General features: G+C 65.5%; 16 protein-coding genes. 8 read left to right on the top strand and 8 right to left on the bottom strand.

The window, feature by feature from the left end; all coding sequences use genetic code 11:
* Positions 1–17: 17 nt before the first annotated feature.
* Positions 18–422, bottom strand: coding sequence for a response regulator (locus BI327_RS10280; protein ID WP_076860141.1), 405 nt, complete (start codon positions 420–422; stop codon positions 18–20).
* A gap of 180 nt (positions 423–602) precedes the next feature.
* Between BI327_RS10280 and BI327_RS10275 the strand changes: the two genes are divergently transcribed.
* Positions 603–1,499 carry a DMT family transporter gene (locus BI327_RS10275; protein ID WP_076860140.1) on the top strand — a complete coding sequence of 299 codons (897 nt, stop codon included), beginning with the start codon at positions 603–605 and terminating at the stop codon, positions 1,497–1,499.
* A gap of 95 nt (positions 1,500–1,594) precedes the next feature.
* Here BI327_RS10275 and BI327_RS10270 read toward each other — a convergent pair whose 3' ends face one another.
* Entirely contained in the window at positions 1,595–2,122 is a 528-nt protein-coding gene (locus BI327_RS10270) for a BA14K family protein (RefSeq protein WP_076860724.1), read from the bottom strand.
* A 268-nt stretch (positions 2,123–2,390) separates the two neighbouring features.
* Between BI327_RS10270 and BI327_RS10265 the strand changes: the two genes are divergently transcribed.
* Positions 2,391–2,801, top strand: a complete 411-nt coding sequence (locus BI327_RS10265) for an NADH:ubiquinone oxidoreductase subunit NDUFA12 (RefSeq protein WP_076860723.1) — start codon at positions 2,391–2,393, stop codon at positions 2,799–2,801.
* A gap of 378 nt (positions 2,802–3,179) precedes the next feature.
* Here BI327_RS10265 and BI327_RS10260 read toward each other — a convergent pair whose 3' ends face one another.
* Entirely contained in the window at positions 3,180–3,866 is a 687-nt protein-coding gene (locus tag BI327_RS10260) for a DJ-1/PfpI family protein (protein ID WP_076860139.1), read from the bottom strand.
* 127 nt (positions 3,867–3,993) lie between these two features.
* Here BI327_RS10260 and BI327_RS10255 point away from each other — a divergent pair, with 127 nt between their 5' ends.
* Together BI327_RS10255 and BI327_RS10250 are read left to right on the top strand one after the other, a co-directional pair.
* Positions 3,994–4,932: a GlxA family transcriptional regulator gene (locus BI327_RS10255; RefSeq protein WP_076860138.1), complete on the top strand. Its 939-nt coding sequence runs from the start codon at positions 3,994–3,996 to the stop codon at positions 4,930–4,932.
* Positions 4,933–5,132: 200 nt separating this feature from the next.
* On the top strand, positions 5,133–5,348 hold the full coding sequence (locus BI327_RS10250) for a hypothetical protein (protein ID WP_143271571.1): 216 nt from the start codon (positions 5,133–5,135) through the stop codon (positions 5,346–5,348).
* 263 nt (positions 5,349–5,611) lie between these two features.
* On the opposite strand, the gene BI327_RS10245 is transcribed toward BI327_RS10250, so the two are convergent.
* The 4 genes from BI327_RS10245 to BI327_RS10230 form a co-directional block, all read right to left on the bottom strand.
* Positions 5,612–6,046: a hypothetical protein gene (locus BI327_RS10245; RefSeq protein WP_245334761.1), complete on the bottom strand. Its 435-nt coding sequence runs from the start codon at positions 6,044–6,046 to the stop codon at positions 5,612–5,614.
* A 329-nt stretch (positions 6,047–6,375) separates the two neighbouring features.
* A complete protein-coding gene (locus BI327_RS10240) occupies positions 6,376–7,605 on the bottom strand; it encodes a citrate transporter (RefSeq protein WP_076860136.1) in 1,230 nt (409 codons plus the stop codon).
* Positions 7,606–7,775: 170 nt separating this feature from the next.
* Positions 7,776–8,717, bottom strand: coding sequence for an alpha/beta hydrolase (locus tag BI327_RS10235; RefSeq protein ID WP_076860135.1), 942 nt, complete (start codon positions 8,715–8,717; stop codon positions 7,776–7,778).
* A 36-nt stretch (positions 8,718–8,753) separates the two neighbouring features.
* The gene (locus tag BI327_RS10230) at positions 8,754–9,533 is read right to left on the bottom strand and encodes an SDR family NAD(P)-dependent oxidoreductase (RefSeq protein ID WP_076860134.1); all 780 of its coding nucleotides are present in this window, start codon (positions 9,531–9,533) and stop codon (positions 8,754–8,756) included.
* Positions 9,534–9,800: 267 nt separating this feature from the next.
* On the opposite strand from BI327_RS10230, the gene BI327_RS10225 reads away from it, so the two are divergent.
* Positions 9,801–10,808, top strand: a complete 1,008-nt coding sequence (locus tag BI327_RS10225; RefSeq protein WP_076860133.1) for a DUF2155 domain-containing protein — start codon at positions 9,801–9,803, stop codon at positions 10,806–10,808.
* Between the two features lie 47 nt (positions 10,809–10,855).
* Here the strand turns inward: BI327_RS10225 and aat are convergent, their stop codons facing one another.
* Positions 10,856–11,536 carry a leucyl/phenylalanyl-tRNA--protein transferase gene (gene aat / locus BI327_RS10220; RefSeq protein ID WP_076860132.1) on the bottom strand — a complete coding sequence of 227 codons (681 nt, stop codon included), beginning with the start codon at positions 11,534–11,536 and terminating at the stop codon, positions 10,856–10,858.
* Positions 11,537–11,761: 225 nt separating this feature from the next.
* Here aat and BI327_RS10215 point away from each other — a divergent pair, with 225 nt between their 5' ends.
* The 3 genes from BI327_RS10215 to BI327_RS10205 all read left to right on the top strand — a co-directional run bounded on the left by BI327_RS10215 (position 11,762) and on the right by BI327_RS10205 (position 17,822).
* The gene (locus BI327_RS10215) at positions 11,762–13,207 is read left to right on the top strand and encodes a DASS family sodium-coupled anion symporter (protein WP_076860131.1); all 1,446 of its coding nucleotides are present in this window, start codon (positions 11,762–11,764) and stop codon (positions 13,205–13,207) included.
* Between the two features lie 179 nt (positions 13,208–13,386).
* Positions 13,387–14,718, top strand: a complete 1,332-nt coding sequence (locus BI327_RS10210; RefSeq protein ID WP_083742013.1) for an MdtA/MuxA family multidrug efflux RND transporter periplasmic adaptor subunit — start codon at positions 13,387–13,389, stop codon at positions 14,716–14,718.
* Entirely contained in the window at positions 14,715–17,822 is a 3,108-nt protein-coding gene (locus BI327_RS10205) for an MdtB/MuxB family multidrug efflux RND transporter permease subunit (protein WP_076860130.1), read from the top strand. The genes BI327_RS10210 and BI327_RS10205 overlap by 4 nt, the downstream gene beginning before the upstream one ends.
* The last annotated feature ends 1 nt before the right edge of the window (position 17,823 follow it).

Below are 17,823 nucleotides of genomic sequence, written 5' to 3'. Positions count from 1 at the left end.
ACGATTAGTACGAGCAATTATTTAGAAAGACGAGCGGAAGGAGCGGACTTCGCAAGACATTCGTTAACGGCGGCAATCAGCGCCTGCGGGGTGAACGGCTTGCGCAGGCAGGCCGACGCGCCGAGCTCGATCGTCATGCGCAGGAAGTCGGGCGCGCGGTCGGCATTGGCGAAGGCGTAGCCGGACATCGCGATGACGGGAATATCGGGGGCGCGTTCGTGGAAGACGCGAATCGCCTCGAAACCGCGCATATGCGGCATGAAGACGTCGACCAGCATGACGTCGAACGTGGCCTTCTCGAGCGCGCGCATGCCCGCTTCACCGCCATCGGCGACGGTGACGTCGAAGCCCTGGCGTTGCAAGCACACCTCGATGGCAACGCACACCATCGGGTCGTCATCGACCACGAGAACGCTCGGCACGATGCATCCTCTTGCTACGGCCTCGCGTGCCGTCGACTCGCTTGGCCCATCTGCCGATTAAGGCGGAACCTGGATGGAAAGTCTGTATCATAGAATGCATATGCTGTTTGCTGACAAGCAGATTCCCAGCTAGCCCTGATACCATCACTTGTATTTGTCCGACCACATTACGACAGGTCCATGACCGCAGTTCCCGCCGCCGGCCGCGCCCCGCTGTCACCGCTCGGCCTCGCATTTTTGGTCGTCGCCTCGACCGGCTGGGGTCTCAATTTTCCGATCATGAAGTTCCTGCTGACGGAATGGCCGCCGCTGTCGTCGCGCGGGTTGTGCGGCGTGGTCGGCGCAATCGCCCTCGGTGTGGTGGCGCTCGCACGCGGACAGACGCTGCGCGTTCCCGACGGCATGTGGTTGCGGCTTGCCCTGGTGTCAACACTGTCGATCGGCGGCTGGGTCGCGTCGATGGGGCTGGCGCTGATCTGGCTGCGGGCCAGCGAGGCGGCCGTGCTCGGGATCTCGATTCCGGTATGGGTCGCACTGGTGGCCTGGCCGGTGCTCGGCGAGCGGGTGTCGCCGGCTCGCGCGCTCGCGCTTGCGGTGGCGCTCACAGGCATCGCCGCGCTGATCGGCGGCGGCGGCATCGACGCGAGCCTCGGCAAATTGCCGGGCATCCTGTTCGCGCTCGCGGGCGCGCTCTGCGTCGGCCTTGGCACGGTGCTGACCAAGTTCTTCAAGCTCGCAATGCCGCCGCTGGCGCTCGCGGCCTGGCAGCTTGCGATCGGCTGCGTGCCGGTCGCGATCATTGGCCTCCTGATCGAGCAGCCGCAGCTTGCCGCGCTGTCGCAACTCGGCTGGGCGTCGATGCTCTACATGACGCTGATCCAGTTCTGCCTTTGCTATGTCTGCTGGTTTGCGGCGCTCGAGCGGCTGCCGGCGGCGACCGCCTCGATCGGCACGCTGCTGGTGCCCGTCGTCGGCGTGCTCGCGGCGGCGGCGATGTTGCGCGAACCGCTAAGCGCGAGCGACATCGCAGCGCTGCTGGTGACGTTCGCCGCCGTCGCGGTGGCCTTGCGGACATGAGCTTGGCCGACATCACCTTGCGCTCATGAAAAAGGGCGGCGTTGCCGCCGCCCTTCAAAGGATGGAAATTCAGACCGCCGTTACGGGCGGAGTCGTTACGGACAAGGGTGCCGCAGGCCATCGTAGCCGAGATACGTGCCCGAGGCCGGATCGTAGGACTTGTAGCGCTGCGCGCAGTAGCTCGCATCGCCGCCCGGCACAGCCTCCACGGCGACCGACGGTTCGTCGTAGTAGCCATAGCTGTCGTCATAGTATCCGGGGCCATAGCCGCCATAATACGCGCCCGAGGCGAGGGCGCCGCCGACGACTGCACCGGCCACCGCGCCGGGCCAGAACCCGCCGCCACGATGATAGCCACCGTGCCAGCCGCCACCGCCGCGCCAACCGCCGCCGCCACCACCGGCCCAGTGGCCACCGCCGCCGCCGCCGCCATGCCAGCCGCCGCCACCACCGCCACCGCCGTGCCAGCCGCCACCACCGCCGCCGCCACCGCGGCCTCCGCCACCGCCGCCCATCGCGCCCATCTGCGCGGCGGTCTGGGCGAACGAAACGGTCGGCGCCACAGCCAACGGCAGCGCGAGCGCCAGCGCCGCGGCAGTGCTCAGAACCTTCATACTGATCATTTTGGACTCCATCAAAACGGACAATGTCTAACCATTTCTGCGGTCGGACGTTCCCGCACGCGACATTGATTGTCCGTCATCTTTGCGTAGCCGGCGGCGCATGTATGGCGGCTGAACAAAACTCTCCGTGACCGCGTCATTTGGTCGCCAAATGACTCCGTCGACAGCAGCGTCTGGGGAGTGCCGGGCTACCGCGGCGGCGGCTGGACATTTGGGGATTCAGGTGGCATCAGAGCCGGACTGCCTCGAACCGACGACCGGCCCGCGCATGAAACAATTCCTGCTGAAATTCTTCACCTGGTGGAACGGCCAGACCTTTGGCACGCAATTTTGGACCTCGCGCTACGGCGAGCTGGTCGGCGAGGACGAGCAGGGCAACCGTTACTATCGCACCAAGGGCGGCGAGATCGACCCGACGCTGCATTTCGAGCGCCGCTGGGTGGTCTATAACGGCTATGCCGAAGCATCCCGGATCCCGGCGGGCTGGCACGGCTGGCTGCATCACACGGTCGATGTGCCCCCGACCGAGGAAAAATACGCAGCCCGCGAGTGGGAAAAGCCGCATCTGCCGAACATGACCGGCACCGCACAGGCCTACCGTCCGTCCGGCTCGACGCTGGCGAGCGGCCGCCGCCCCAAGGCGACCGGCGACTACCACGCCTGGACCCCGGGAAGCTGACCTTCACGCATCGTTGTTTCGGACGTGCACGCGCCTAACCGCGCGCGTGCATCGCACGCGCGCCTGTGGGCAGCGCATGCGCGCCTGTGGACAACGGTAACAGCGGGGACAGGTCGGCGGCGGCCGGTGCTGACCGCTTGCGCCGCGCACGGCTTCGGCGCTCAATGGAGCCATCTTACGGAGATGGGAAACCATCGCGTCGGATCGGGCTCCAGATCGCGACTGTCCCGATGAGCAGCGGCCTCCGAGTTGGATGCGGCCGGGAGATAGGCCCCCGGTACAGATGTCCTGAAATCGCCCGTGAATGTGAGGCTACCGTGAGACAGGAAGGGCCGCTCGGGAAACCGGGCGGCCTTTTTCTTTTTTGCGACGATCGCGTCAGGACAACCGCGCCGCGGCGCGGCTCATCAATTCGCCGCGGCGTGCGTGTGCCGGTCCCATTCGCTCCTTCATGAATGCGAGGATTTCCGCTGGTGCGGTGTCGGGCGAGCCGGCATTGAACGGCGGCGCCGGGTTGTATTCGAGCCGGAGCTGGATCGCTTCGGCGGTGTTGCGGTCGATCAGCTCGGACACCAGCGTCAGCGCGAAATCGATGCCGGCCGTGACGCCGCCGCCGGTAAAGCGGTTGCGGTCGACGCAGACGCGGGTTTTGGTCGGAATGGCCCCGAAGCCCGAAAGGAAGTCGATCGCGCTCCAATGTGTGGTGGCACGATAGCCCCTGAGCAGGCCGGCGGCGCCGAGTACCAGCGATCCCGTACAGACCGACGTGACGTATTTCGCGCCCTCGGCCTGCTTGCGCAGGAAGGCCAGCATCTCCTCGTCGCCGACCATGTCGTCGGTGCCGAACCCGCCGGGCACGCAGATCACGTCGAGTTGCGGGCAGTCGGCGAACGTCGTGGTCGGCGTCAGGACCATGACGGAATCGGTCGCGACGGGTTCGATCCGTTTCCAGATCAGATGCACCTTGGTGCCAGGCACCGAGGAGAACACCTGGAGCGGGCCGGTTAGGTCGAGCTGGGTCACCTTCGGGAAGACGAGCAATCCAATCTGCAGGGGTTCGGGCATCGGAAGTCTCCAAATAGCGCTTGACGGAACCACGATGCCATGATGGCCTCCTGTCCAAAATGGCGTATTTCCCTCATTTTCGGACTAGGGCCATCTGCGAGGATTTGACGATGCGAGAATTAAGCAAATGATCGGCATCCTGATCTTTCCCGACTTCCAATTGCTCGATGCCGCCGGCCCGATCGCGGCGTTCGAGATCGCGGCGCGCTTCGCCGACAACGCGCCCGCGATCAGGACCATTGCGGTGAAGGCCGGGCCGGTGCGCTCGTCGTCCGGCGTCGAGATGCTCGCGCGCGGCCTCAAGCCGTCGGCGGCGATCACGACGCTGATCATCGCCGGCGGCAACGGCGTGCGCGGGCCTGCGACCTGTCCGGCCACGCTGTCTTTCGTGCGGCGGATGGCGGGCCGCGGCATCCGCGTCGCCAGCGTCTGCTCGGGCGCCTATGTGCTGGCCGAGGCCGGCCTGCTCGACGGCCGCCGCGCCACCACGCATTGGCAGCGCACGCCGCATTTCGTGAAGGCCTATCCGAAGATCAAGCTCGAGCCGGACCAGATCTTCGTTCGCGAGGGCAACATCTGGAGCTCGGCCGGCATCACCGCCGGCATCGACCTCGCGCTGGCGATGATCACCGAGGACTATGGCGACGAGATCGCGCAGAACACCGCGCGGCAGCTCGTGCTGTATCACCGGCGCAGCGGCGGCCAGTCGCAGTTCTCCTCGCTGCTGGAATTGAAGACGCCGAACGGAAGGTTCGGGCCGCTGCTCGCCTGGGCGAGGGAAAATCTCGACGCACCGCTGACGGTCGAGGACCTCGCCGACAAGGCAGGGATGAGCTCGCGGCATTTCACCCGCGCCTTCATCGCGGAGACCGGCACCACGCCATCGAAAGCAGTCGAACGGCTGCGCATCGAGGTGGCGCGGCAGCGCGTGCAGTCGTCGGGCGAGGCGATCGAGCGCGTCGCCGAGATCACCGGCTTCCGCGATCCGGAGCGGATGCGCCGTGCCTTCATTCGCGCCTTCGGCCAGCCGCCGCAATCGCTGCGCCGGGCCGCGCGGGTGGGCTAGGGCGCGGACGCCAAGCGAAACACGGCTGCCGAGGACGAAGTGTCGCCAAACTCATTCGCGCTGCCGGCAAAGGCAATTGAGTATGGGACAAGATCGTTGCCCGATTTCACGCGAGCAATGTCGTCTTCGCCTTGATGAACCTGGCGAAGGTTCCCGTGACCCACATTAAGTGGGCATTGGGGACCGGAGGAGGTTTCTAAATGACAAGGCATCGAACGATTACCGGGTTCGTGGCCGTCGCCCTGCTGGCCGTCACCGCAACCGCCGCCACCATGCGCTCGCACGCCTCCCGGACCGACGGCATTGTCGCCTCCGGCGCAGACACGCTCCCGGCCAAGGATTTCAGCGACCGCTGGTCCCCGATCTCCGCTTTGTCGCCGACGGCGGACACCGAGCGCGCATCTGACGCGCGCTAGATCGGTCATGGATGGAGAGCCGGCGAATTCGAGGACGCGCCGCGCCCAGCGATCGGTCGGCTCACAACAAAAGCCCCGCCGAGGCGGGGCAAGATGTTGCACGACTTGATTTTGCGCGACCTGGTTCGGAACGATTTGGTCTTGAATAGAACTAACGGTTCTGCCGCGCCGGACTAGCGCAGTCATTCACCAACGACAGGATCAGCCCGCGATCGACGAGATCGACGGATGCACTGATCACGAAATATGCTTCAACCGAAAAATTACCGGGTCAATGTGTCGGTCGCGATCTTCTTCTTGAGTGCTTCGCAGGTATCCCGGACCTCCGTCGTCATCAACGAGACGGCTTCGATCTGCAGGAAGAAGCGCTTGCCCTGATCGCGATAACCGGCGGCGAACTCCTTGATCTCCGCGATCATCTCATGGACCCCGGCCACCATGACCTCGCAGTTCTTGGCGGCCAATTGCAGTTCCGATCCAAGGGCTTCGATCTCCTTCACCGCCGCTTCATATTCGCGCACGACCGCCTCGGCCGACAGCTTGCCCACCTCGTTGACCCCGTTGCGATGCTCGACATAGTCCGGCATCGGTGAGAGAGGCCTGACGTTGTTGCGTGGCCGATGCGAACTGACCGTCTCGATTTCGCCCTCGATCTGTTCCACCGGGGCGCGGGCGAGGACTTCTGCACTAACACTCATGCGAACGCTCCATAAGTTGTTACGGCAAAATAGAGTTTAGCAATGTCAACGGATTTGTCTCGCTTTTCCACAGTTTTGAAATAGGTGCGATCGTGCGTCGCATCGCGGAAAATTCTGCATTTGTATCAATGAGGTAGGTGAGGTGCCCGCCGGGCAACGTGCCGGCGCGGCCGGGGGAATGTTGTCGAGCGCCGCCGGGCAGGCGAGCTTGCAGGTTGCTGTATTTCGGCAACGCAACCCGGCAGATGCGCCGGAAACATGGGGCGGCCCGGTCGTCGCGGAGTATTGAGTTCAGCGGATTCCGCGCCCAACCGGGTGGCGCGGAGACTTCAATGCGGCGCGTCGGGATGCCAGCCGAGCAGGGCGAGCATCACGAAGAAGCCGACGACGTAGGCCACCATGATCGGCCAGCCCTGGGTGATCCAGCGGACCACCGACTTGGCTTCCGGATACATGTTGGACACCGCAACCCCCGCGGACGAACCGAACCAGACCATCGATCCGCCAAATCCGACCGCGTAGGCGAGAAAGCCCCAGTCGTAGCCGCCTTGCTTCAGCGCCAGCGCGGTGAGCGGAATGTTGTCGAACACCGACGAGACGAAGCCGAGCCCGAGCGCGGTCTGCCAAGACGCGGCGGGCAGCTTCTCCACCGGCATCAGCGAGGCCGCCGTCACCAGCGCGAGCAGGAACACGGTGCCCTTGAGCGTCTCGGGCATCACCGACCAGTCCGGCCGCCGCAGCAGCGCGGTGACCAGGATCGCAGCCCACACCGCGAGGCCGAGCACCGGCAGCGCGTCGAGCAGGGCGGGGAATTTCAGATTGGCGGTGACATTGGCGGTCAGCGCGGCGAGCAGGATCACCGCGACGATCGCAACCCGTGTCCAGTCGATCTTGAGGCCGGACGGCGCGTTCTTCACGATCGGAGAGAAGCGGTGCTGCTGCAGCGAGGCGGGCACCGCAAACACCAGCATCGCCACGATGGCGGCGACATAGGCATCGAGGACGGTGAGCGGGCTGACGCCGTCGATCCACATCATGGTCGTCGTGGTGTCTCCGACGACGCTGCCGGCGCCGCCGGCGTTCGACGCGGCGACGATGGCGGCGAGATAGCCGATATGGACGCGGCCGCGAAACACATAACGTGCGACGGTGCCGCCGATCAGCGCGGCTGCGATGTTGTCGAGGAAGCCCGACAGCACGAACACGATCACCAGCAGGAGCAGTCCGCCTTTCCAGTCATCGGGCAGCAGTGCCGGCATCTCGTCGGGGATGCGGCTCTCCTCGAAATGCCGCGACAGCAATGCAAAGCCCATCAACAGCAGGAACAGGTTCGCGAGCGTGACCCATTCATGCTCCATGTGGTGCACGAGGCCGGGCATGCCCGCGCCGAATTTCGCAAAGCCTGCAAAGATCAGCTTGTAGGCAACGATCGCGGCCAGGCCGGTCAACGCCACGGCCAGCGTATGGTGGTGGAAGATCGCGACGCCGAGCAGGGTCAGCGCGAACAGGATGAAATCGAGCGGGATACCGTAGACGAGGATAGGCGTGAGCAAGATCATCTCGCTGGCTGGAGTGCTCGACGTGAAGTACGCGTGGCCGCACTATCGCGCGGCGCGGGGAACTTCAAGGCGCGCTAACGCCGCAAGCCGCGCACCTCATGCGCGCGCGAGTCTCGATCGGGGACGACGCCGGGCGCGTCGCCCCGATCCGGTCGGTCAGCCCAGCGACTTCAGCCAAGTCCCTTCAACCACGTGCTGATCTCGGTCACCGCGACATTGGCCTGATTGAGCAGCTTGCCCATGGTGAAGAAGCCGTGGAACTGGCCGGGGAAATGCCGGTAGGTCACGGGTACGCCCGCGTCCTTGAGGAATTTCGCATACTCGTCGCCTTCATCGCGCAAGGGATCGGCGCCGGCGGTGAGCACATAGGCCGGCGGCAATCCGGCAAAGCTCTTGGCGCGCGCGGGCGATGCGCGCCAGTCGGTGCTGTCGGCGTCGCCGAGATAATGGTTGGCGAACCAGCCGATCACCGAATGCGTCAGCAGGATGCTGGTCTCGGGCTCGCGGTGCGAGGGATGCTTCCGCGAGAAATCGGTGCCGGGATAGACCAGGAGCTGGGCGGCGAGCTTCGGTCCGCCGTCGCGCGCGGTCAGCGCAACCACGGCCGCCAGGTTGCCGCCGGCGCTGTCGCCGCCGACGATCAGGCGCGCGGCGTCGATGCCGAGATCTTTCGCATTGGCGGCGACCCATCGCGTCGCGGTGACGGCGTCGTCCACTGCGGCGGGGAAGCGATGCTCGGGCGCGAGCCGATAATCGACCGAGATCACGATCAGCTCGCCCTCATGGGCCATCTTCTGGCAGACCACCTCATGGGTATCGAGATCGCCGATCACCCAGCCGCCGCCGTGGAAGAACACCAGGCAGGGCGCCAGTCCGTTCGTCTTGCGCACCGTCTTCGGCGTGTAGATGCGTGCGGGGATGCTGCCATGTGGCGCCGGGATCGCGAACTCTTTGCTCGATTCAAGCGCCGGCGGCTCGGGATTGGAGACGATGCGGGCGGCGCGATAATAGTCGCGGGCTTCCGGTGCGGTCAGCGTCTCATAGGCGGGGCGGCCGGCCTCCTGGAAGGCCTTGTAGACGGCGGCGGCATCGGGATCGAGAACGACGGGCATGGAGAAAAAACCTTCTTGTGATGCTGAACTGAATTGTCAGGCGGCGGTGCGGCCGCCGTCGACGGTGTAGGCGGAGCCGGAGACGTAGCTCGCCTCGTCGGAGGCCAGGAACGCGACGATGGAGGCGACCTCGCTGGCGAGCCCGAGCCGGCGCGCCGGGATGCGGTCGACGATCTTCTCGACCGGCGGCGGCGCGTTGCCACTGGCGCGGCCCTGCAGGATGGTGCTCAGCATCCGGCTCTCGATCATGCCGGGGCAGACGCAATTGACCCGCACGCCGGTACCGGTGCATTCCCAGGCCGCGCTCTTGGTCAGGCCGATCACCGCGTGCTTGCTGGCGCTGTAGACCGCGATCATCGGCGATCCCACCAGGCCCGCGATCGAGGCGGTGTTGATGATGCTGCCCTTGTTCTGCTTCAGCATCACAGGCAGCACGTGCTTCATGCCGAGGAAGACGCCGACCACATTGACGTCGAGCACCCGGCGGAAGCTCTCCAGCGAGTATTCCGGGATCGGCTTGATGTCGCCCTCGATGCCGGCATTGTTGTAGAAGGCGTCGATGCTGCCGAAGCGGTCGACGGCGGCGCGGACATAGTCCTTGACCTCGTCCTCGTCGGTGACGTCGGCTTCGATCGCGAGCGGCTCGGCCGAGGCGGGGAGGTCCTTGATGGCGGCTTTGAGGTCGGCGCCCTTGCGGTCGACTGCGACAATCCGCGCACCCCGTTCGGCGAGCAGTTGGAGCGTCGCGGTTCCGATGACGCCGGCAGCCCCGGTGACGACGGCGACCCGGCCGTCGAGCCTGATGCGATCTGGCATGGTGGGTTTCCTCTGGCTGGTCCGGTTCGATCCGGATTTTCCTGGTTTTCACGCGGTGCCGCGTGCCTTCAGCGTGAGGACTATCACACGTGTTCCCAAGGGTGACCAGTGGTGGCCAGAGGGTGGCCAGTGCGTGAGCAGCGGGCCGGGGAGAGGTGGCCGGGTGCCCTTTCCCCGCCGTATTCGGCGTGTTAACCGGTGGCCTGCGAGCGGCCGATATCAAGGTAGACTGTCGCGAGCCCGATTCGCCCTTTAAAGCCGCGCGAGATGCTTCGAACCGTTGCCCTGACTGGCTTTGCGGCCCTGGTTGCCGCCTCAACCATCTCGCTTGCGCCGCCGGCGCGCGCGCAGATCGGAACGATTTTCTCCGATCCCGCGCCGCGTCCGCCCGGCTCGATTCCGCGTGGTCAGGTGGCGCCGCCCAGCGACGACGACGAGGAAGTGCCGGAATTGCCGCGTGGCCGCCTGCTGCCGACGCAGCCGCGGGCGCTGCCGCCGGGCCAGGCCGTGCCGCCGCCCGGTAACGTGCAGTCGCAGCCTCTGGCGCCGCCGCCCGGTACCACAGTGGCGCCGCAGGGCCAGCCCGCAGCCGTGCAACCGCCGCAGCCCGGCGGTCCCGCCGTTGCCAACACGCCGCCGGGTGCCAATCCGTTGCCGCCGGGGCAGCGTCCCAAGGGCGCCGCGCCCCAAGCCGCGCCGGGCACTCCGCCGCAGACACCTGCCGCGTTGCAGCCGGGCGACGAGGTCGTGCAGGAGCCGCCGTCGACCAAGATCACCAACAAGAAGGCGAGCTTCTCCGGTCTCGACAAGATCACCGGGCGCATCATCAATTTCGACGAGGATATCGGCGAGACCGTGCAGTTCGGCGCGCTGCGCGTGAAGACCGACGCCTGCTACACCCGGCCGTCGACGGAAGCCGCCAACACCGATGCCTTCGTCGAGGTCGACGAGATCACCTTGCAGGGCGAGGTGAAGCGGATCTTCTCGGGCTGGATGTTCGCAGCGAGCCCCGGCCTGCACGGCGTCGAGCATCCGATCTACGACATCTGGTTGACCGACTGCAAAGGGCCGGACCAGACCATCGTGACCGCCGCGCCCGATCCGCCGAAGGCGCCGACGCCGCCTCCGCCGCCGGCCCAGAAGCGCGCAGCCCCGAAGCAGGCCGCGCCGCGTCCGCCGCCGCAGCCGCTGCCGCAATATCAGCAGCAGCCGCCACCTCCGCCGCCGCAACAGCAGCGGCCGGGCGGGTTGTTCGGCGGATTGTTCGGAAACTGATTGAGGTTTCGTAGCCCGGATCGAGCGACAGCGCGGTCCGGGCTGTTTCAATTGCGCGCGGCGATGATTGCGAGCGCGTCGGCGCCCTTGACCGGCTGCGTGGCGTCGAGCTTGCGGAAATCCGCCGGCACGCCCGATATCGCCTTGTCGAGCAGCGCGCGATAGCGGCGGCGCGAAATCTCCACCGCGCCGAACGTCTTCAGATGCTCGGTGACATATTGCGTGTCGAGCAGCTCGAACCCGCCTGCGATCAGCCGCGCCACCAGATGCACCAGCGCGACCTTCGATGCGTCGCGCGTGGTGTGGAACATGCTTTCGCCGAAGAAGGCGCGGCCGAGGCTGACGCCATAGAGGCCGCCGACCAGATTGTCGTCCTGCCAGACCTCGACGCTGTGGCAATGGCCCGACGTGTACAGCCCGAGATAGAGATCGCGGATCCGCTTGTTGATCCAGGTGTCGTCGCGGCCGGGCTGCGGCGCCGCGCAACCGGCGATCACAGCCTTGAACGCGGTATCGACGGTGACCGTGAACACATCCGAGCGCACGGTGCGCGCCAGGCGGGAGGCGATGCGGAAGCCGTCGAACGGAATCACGCCGCGCAATTCCGGCTCGACCCAGAACAACGTCGGATCGTCGGCACTCTCGGCCATCGGGAAGATGCCGCAGGCATAGGCGCGCAGCAGGACCTCGGGCGTGATCTCGGAAGAGGCGGAGTCGCGTGACGTCATGGTCGCGAGAATAGCAAAGCGCGGCCGACCTTGCGATGGGGGCTGTCTCGGCACTAGCACGGTGTTGACGAAACGCACCGGTTCCTCCAGAAGCCGCGCCGTTCGGCCGCAGTTTTCCGAGACGGACTGTGTGGCCGTTGCTACATTGCCAAAAAAGATGGCGCCGCCGCCCGGGACATGGCGGCTCGCGCGCCCGACAATCAACACAGGTGAGGGGGACGCTGCATGAAATGGTCATGGCGGGCATTTGCGCCGTTGCTGGTCTGGCTGGTGATCTATCTGGTCCCGGTGCCATCGGGGCTGAATGCCAATCAGTGGCATTATTTTGCGGTGTTCGCCGCCGTGATTACCGGGCTGATCCTCGAATCGATGCCGGTCGGTGCGGTCGGCCTGATCGGGCTGACGGTCGCCGGCGTCGGCGGCTATGTCGAGCCGGATCCGAACAAGTCGCTGCGCTGGATGCTCGGCGGCTTTTCCGAGAGCACGGTGTGGCTGATCGTCGGCGCTTTCGTGTTCTCGATCGGCTACCGCAAGAGCGGGCTCGGCCGAAGGCTCGCGCTCCTGCTGGTGCGCGGCCTCGGCCGCCGCACCATCGGGCTCGGCTATGCGGTGGCATTCTCCGATCTCGTGCTGGCGCCGGCCACGCCGTCCAACACCGCGCGCTCCGGCGGCACCATCTATCCGATCGTCAGCAACATCCCGCGCATCTATGGCTCCGAGCCGGGGCCGACCGCGGGCAAGATCGGCACCTTCGTGATGTGGACGGCGTTCGCGACCACCGCCGTCACCTCTTCGCTGTTTCTGACCGCGTTGGCGCCGAATGCCGCCGCGCTGTCGATCGCGAAGAAGCTCGTCAATATCGAGGTCGGCTGGTCGCAATGGTTCATCGGCTTCGCGCCGCTCGGGATCCTGCTGCTGATCGTGGTGCCGTTGCTGAGCTACGTCGTGTGCCGACCGGAGATCAAGGAGAGCCCGGAGATCGTCACCTGGAGCGAGGGCGAGCTCGCCAAGATGGGGCCGCCGTCGCGGCACGAATGGATCATGGCGGTGCTGGTGCTGCTCGCGATGTTCCTGTGGATCTGCGGCTCCAATCCCAATATCAGCGTGCCGCTGCTCGGCTCGAACTTCATCAACGCGACCACGGTGGTGTTCGTCGTGATCTCGCTGATGCTGCTGACCGGCGTGATCGCGTTCGAGGACATCGTCGCGGAGAAGAGTGCCTGGGAGGTATTTTTCTATTTCACCTCGCTGCTCACGCTGTCGTCGGGCCTCAACGAGATCGGTTTCATCAAATGGGTGGCCGAGGGCTATGCCAAGCCGCTCGCCGGGACCTCGCCGCTGGTCGGCATGATCCTGCTCGTCACCTTCTTTTTCTGGATCCACTATTTCTTCTCGAGCATCACCTCGCATACCGCAGCCGTGCTGCCGGTGGTGCTCGCCGTCGGCTCCAGCATTCCCGGCCTGTCGGTGCAGACCCTGATGCTGTTGTGTGTCTATTCGCTGGGGTTGATGGGCGTGATCTCGCCCTATGCCACCGGACCGGCGCCGATGTATTACGGCAGCGGCTATATCGGCAAAGGCGACTTCTGGAAGTTCGGGCTGATCTTCGGCCTGATCTACTTTGCCGGATTGTTGCTGATCGTGTTGCCCTGGTTACAGACGGTCGGGTAAAATAGCCACAATCCAGCGTGAAACAGCGCTCGACCGGGAAGGAGGGGCCATCCTTTCCGATTCTTAACGCGCTTTGTCGGACGGAAGCGTTCAAAATGCTTCCTCGAATGTGGCGCGCGCGGATTTCAGGGGACACATAGAGCCGCGCGAGCTCGTTCGTGTTTCTTCGTGGGCAAGTGATGGACCAGCATATCAAAGACCCGTTGATCGTCGCACCTGGACCCGTCAGGCGAGCGTCGCGTTGGCCGGGCATTCTGACGGGATTTCTCGTGCTGGCGGTGCTTGCCGGCATCGTCTGGTGGACGCGACAGCAGGCCGCACCGCCGCAGGCCGGCGGCGGGCGCAACGCCGGGCCGATGTCGATCGTACCGGAGACCATCGGCAAGGGCGATATCGGCGTCAGCCTCAACGCGCTCGGCACCGTGACGTCGCTCGCGACCGTGACGATCAGGAGCCAGATCAGCGGCTACCTGATGAAGATCGATTTCAAGGAGGGCGATGAGGTCAAGAAGGGCGACCTGATCGCCGAGATCGACTCGCGGCCGTATGAGGCGACGCTGGCGCAAGCCAAGGGACAGCTCGCCCGCGACGAAGCGCAGCTGAAGGGCGCCCAGGTCGATCTCACCCGTTACCAGGGCCTCGCGGCGCAGAACGCCGTGCCGCATCAGACGCTCGATACCCAGGTCGCGCTGGTCGCGCAGTATCAGGGCACGGTCGAAGCCGACCGCGCCTCGGTGAAGTCGGCCGAAGTGAATTTGGCGTACTGCCACATCGTGTCGCCGATCAACGGACGCGTCGGCTTGCGCCAGGTCGACCTCGGCAATTACGTGACGCCGGGCGACACCAACGGCCTCGTCGTGATCACGCAGCTCGAGCCGATCAGCGTGCTGTTCACGCTACCGGAAGACAATCTGCAGGCGGTGGCGAAGCGGTTGAGGGAGGGCGCGGTGCTGCCCACCGCGGCCTATGACCGCAGCGGCGCCAACAAGCTCGCCGAGGGAACGCTGCAGACCTTCGACAGCCAGATCGATGCGACCACCGGCACGATCAAGCTGCGCGCCCAGTTCGAGAACGACAAGCGGACGCTGTATCCGAACCAGTTCGTCAACATCCGCCTGCTGCTCGACACCCACAAGGATGCCACGACGATGTCGACCGCCGGCATCCAGCGCGGCGTGCCCGGCACCTTCGTCTATCTCGTCAATGCCGACAGCACGGTCTCGGTACGGCCGGTCAAGCTCGGCGTCACCGACGGCGACCGCGTTGAGGTGCTGTCGGGACTGACCCAAGGCGATCGCATCGTGATCGACGGTGCCGACAAGCTGCGCGAGGGCGCGAAGGTGGTCGTACGTTCCGCCGCCGACGCCGCGAACCCGGCCGGTGCGGCCAAGGGTGACGCCAAGGGCGCGGCCAATGGGGCTGCGAAGGGTGACGGCAAGGGAGATAGCAAGGACGGCGCTGATCCCGGAGGCGGCCACCACAAGCGGTCCGAGGACGGGCAGAAGAAATGAACCCGTCGCGGCCATTCATCCTGCGGCCGGTGGCGACGACCCTGATGATGATCGCCATCATGCTGTCGGGCATGCTGGCGTTCAGATTCCTGCCCGTCGCGGCGCTGCCGGAGGTCGACTATCCGACCATCCAGGTGCAGACGTTCTATCCGGGCGCGAGCCCCGACGTGATGACGTCGTCGGTGACGGCGCCGCTCGAGGTGCAGTTCGGCCAGATGCCGAATTTGAACCAGATGAGCTCGGTGAGCTCGGCCGGCTCGTCCGTGATCACGCTGCAATTCGGCCTGTCGATCTCGCTCGACGTCGCCGAGCAGGAGGTGCAGGCCGCGATCAACGCTGCGGGCAACCTGCTGCCGTCGGACCTGCCGGCGCCGCCGATCTACGCCAAGGTCAATCCGGCCGACGCGCCGATCCTGACCCTTGGCCTGACCTCGAAGACCATGCCGCTGACGCAGGTGCAGGACTTCGTCGACACCAGGCTGGCGCAGAAGATCTCGCAGCTCCCGGGCGTCGGCCTCGTCAGCATCAGCGGCGGCCAGCGGCCCGCGGTGCGCATCCAGGCCGACATCCGCAAGCTCGCGGCCTACGGGCTGAACATCGACGATCTCCGCACCACGCTCGGCAATGCCAACGTCAACACGCCGAAGGGCAACTTCGACGGCCCGATGCGGGCCTACACCATCAATGCCAACGACCAGATCCGCAATGCCAGCGACTACCGCTCGCTGATCATCGCCTACAAGAACGGCTCGCCGGTCCGCCTGTCCGACGTTGGCAACGTGGTCGACGGCGCACAGAACGACAAGCTCGGCGCCTGGATGAACGAGACACCGGCGATCATCCTCAACATCCAGCGCCAGCCCGGCGCCAACGTGATCTCGGTCGTTCAAGGCATCAAGGACCTGCTGCCGCAGCTACAGGCCACGCTGCCGGCCGCGATCGACCTCAACATCCTGACCGACCGCACCGTGACGATCCGCGCCTCGGTCCGTGACGTCGAATACGAGCTGTCGCTCGCCGTGGTGCTGGTCGTGCTTGTCATCTTCGTGTTCCTGCGCTCGACCCGCGCCACGCTGATCCCGAGCCTGTCGGTGCCGCTGTCGCTGGTCGGCACGCTCGGCGCGATGTACCTGTTCGGCTTCAGCCTCAACAATCTGTCGCTGATGGCGCTGACGATCGCGACCGGCTTCGTGGTCGACGACGCCATCGTCGTGATCGAGAACATCTCGCGCTACATCGAGGAGGGCGAATCCCCCCTCGAGGCGGCGTTGCGCGGCTCTGAGCAGATCGGCTTCACCATCATCTCGCTGACGGTGTCGCTGATCGCGGTGCTGATCCCGCTGCTGTTCATGGGCGACGTCGTCGGCCGCCTGTTCCGCGAGTTCGCGATCACGCTGTCGGTCACGATCCTGATATCAGCCGTGGTGTCGCTGACGCTGGTGCCGATGGCCTGCGCGAAATTGCTGAAGCCGGAGGCGATGTCGCGGGAAAACACCTTCCAGCGGTTGAGCCGGGAAGGCTTCGACTATGTCATCGCGATCTATGGCCGGATGCTCAACTGGGTGCTGGATCGCCAGACGTTCGTTCTGCTGATCGCGCTCGCTACCTTTGGTCTCACGGCGCTGCTCTATGTCGTGATCCCCAAGGGCTTCTTTCCGGTGCAGGACACCGGCGTGATCCAGGCGATCTCGGAGGCGCCGCAATCGGTGTCCTACGCGGCGATGGCCGAGCGGCAGCAGCGGCTCGCCAGCGCGATCCTGAAGGACCCCGACGTCGAGAGCCTGTCGTCGTTCATCGGCGTCGACGGCACCAACACCACGCTCAACAGCGGCCGTATCCTGATCAACCTGAAGCCGCATGCGCAGCGCAAGGCCGGCGTCCTGGCGATCATGGATCGGATCAAGGCGAGTACCGCCGCGCTGACCGGCATCACGCTCTATATGCAGCCGGTGCAGGACCTCACCATCGAAGGCACGGTGAGCCGGACGCAGTACCAGTTCATCCTGCAGGATGCCGACCCGAACGAGCTCGCGGAATGGACGCCGAAGCTGGTCGACAAGCTGAGGGAGCTGCCTCAACTGAGCGACGTCACCAGCGACATCTCGGCGCAGGGGCTTTCGGTGTTCGTGGACATCGACCGCGACCAGGCCGCGCGGTTCGGCATCACGCCGGCGACGATCGACAATGCGCTGTACGATTCCTACGGCCAGCGCATCGTCTCCACTGTGTTCACCAATTCGAACCAGTACCGCGTGATCCTGGAAGCCGATCCTTCGCTGCAGAACTCGCTGGATTCGCTGTCGTCGATCTATTTGCCGTCATCGGTGGGCTCGACGCCGGTGCCCCTGTCGGTCATGGCCAAGATGCGGGTCGAGACCGCGCCGCTGCAGGTCTCGCATCTCGGCCAGTTCCCGTCGGCAACGGTCTCGTTCAATCTCGCACCGGGCGCCTCGCTCGGCAGCGCGGTGACGGCGATCAAGCAGGCGCAGGCCGACGTCAACCAGCCGCTCGGCATGATCACGAGCTTCCAGGGCGCGGCGCTGGCGTTCCAGTCCTCGCTGTCCAACCAGCTGTTCTTGATCCTGGCCGCGATCATCACGGTCTATATCGTGCTCGGCGTGCTCTATGAGAGCTTCATCCATCCGCTGACCATTCTCTCGACGCTGCCGTCGGCCGGCATCGGCGCGTTGCTGGCGCTGATGATGGCAGGGCAGGATCTCACCATCATCGCGATCATCGGCATCATCCTGCTGATCGGCATCGTGAAGAAGAACGCGATCATGATGATCGACTTCGCGCTCGATGCCGAACGCAACGAGGGCAAGCCGCCGCGGGAGGCGATCTACCAGGCCTGCCTGCTGCGGTTCCGGCCGATCATCATGACGACGATGGCGGCCGTGCTCGGCGCGCTGCCGCTGATGATCGGCAGCGGCGCGGGCTCCGAGCTGCGCCATCCGCTCGGCGTCTCGATCGTCGGCGGCCTGCTGGTCAGCCAGCTGCTGACCCTGTTCACGACGCCGGTGATCTATCTCTGGTTCGATCGCCTGGCGCTGCGGTTTGCCGGGCGGGCGGACGAGGTCGGCGAGGCGAGCGGGTCGCGTTGAG

The sequence above is a fragment of the Bradyrhizobium mercantei genome (assembly GCF_001982635.1).
Taxonomy (GTDB): domain Bacteria; phylum Pseudomonadota; class Alphaproteobacteria; order Rhizobiales; family Xanthobacteraceae; genus Bradyrhizobium; species Bradyrhizobium mercantei.
This window is presented reverse-complemented; position numbering and strand designations above follow the sequence as displayed.

Bases quoted from the DNA above. Each gene is read 5' to 3' on its own strand.
- BI327_RS10275 (WP_076860140.1), top strand. From the start codon at position 603: ATGACCGCAGTTCCCGCCGCCGGCCGCGCCCCGCTGTCACCGCTCGGC.
- BI327_RS10270 (WP_076860724.1), bottom strand. From the start codon at position 2,122: ATGATCAGTATGAAGGTTCTGAGCACTGCCGCGGCGCTGGCGCTCGCG.
- BI327_RS10265 (WP_076860723.1), top strand. From the start codon at position 2,391: ATGAAACAATTCCTGCTGAAATTCTTCACCTGGTGGAACGGCCAGACC.
- BI327_RS10260 (WP_076860139.1), bottom strand. From the start codon at position 3,866: ATGCCCGAACCCCTGCAGATTGGATTGCTCGTCTTCCCGAAGGTGACC.
- BI327_RS10255 (WP_076860138.1), top strand. From the start codon at position 3,994: ATGATCGGCATCCTGATCTTTCCCGACTTCCAATTGCTCGATGCCGCC.
- BI327_RS10250 (WP_143271571.1), top strand. From the start codon at position 5,133: ATGACAAGGCATCGAACGATTACCGGGTTCGTGGCCGTCGCCCTGCTG.
- BI327_RS10245 (WP_245334761.1), bottom strand. From the start codon at position 6,046: ATGAGTGTTAGTGCAGAAGTCCTCGCCCGCGCCCCGGTGGAACAGATC.
- BI327_RS10240 (WP_076860136.1), bottom strand. From the start codon at position 7,605: ATGATCTTGCTCACGCCTATCCTCGTCTACGGTATCCCGCTCGATTTC.
- BI327_RS10235 (WP_076860135.1), bottom strand. From the start codon at position 8,717: ATGCCCGTCGTTCTCGATCCCGATGCCGCCGCCGTCTACAAGGCCTTC.
- BI327_RS10230 (WP_076860134.1), bottom strand. From the start codon at position 9,533: ATGCCAGATCGCATCAGGCTCGACGGCCGGGTCGCCGTCGTCACCGGG.
- BI327_RS10225 (WP_076860133.1), top strand. From the start codon at position 9,801: ATGCTTCGAACCGTTGCCCTGACTGGCTTTGCGGCCCTGGTTGCCGCC.
- aat (WP_076860132.1), bottom strand. From the start codon at position 11,536: ATGACGTCACGCGACTCCGCCTCTTCCGAGATCACGCCCGAGGTCCTG.
- BI327_RS10215 (WP_076860131.1), top strand. From the start codon at position 11,762: ATGAAATGGTCATGGCGGGCATTTGCGCCGTTGCTGGTCTGGCTGGTG.
- BI327_RS10210 (WP_083742013.1), top strand. From the start codon at position 13,387: ATGGACCAGCATATCAAAGACCCGTTGATCGTCGCACCTGGACCCGTC.
- BI327_RS10205 (WP_076860130.1), top strand. From the start codon at position 14,715: ATGAACCCGTCGCGGCCATTCATCCTGCGGCCGGTGGCGACGACCCTG.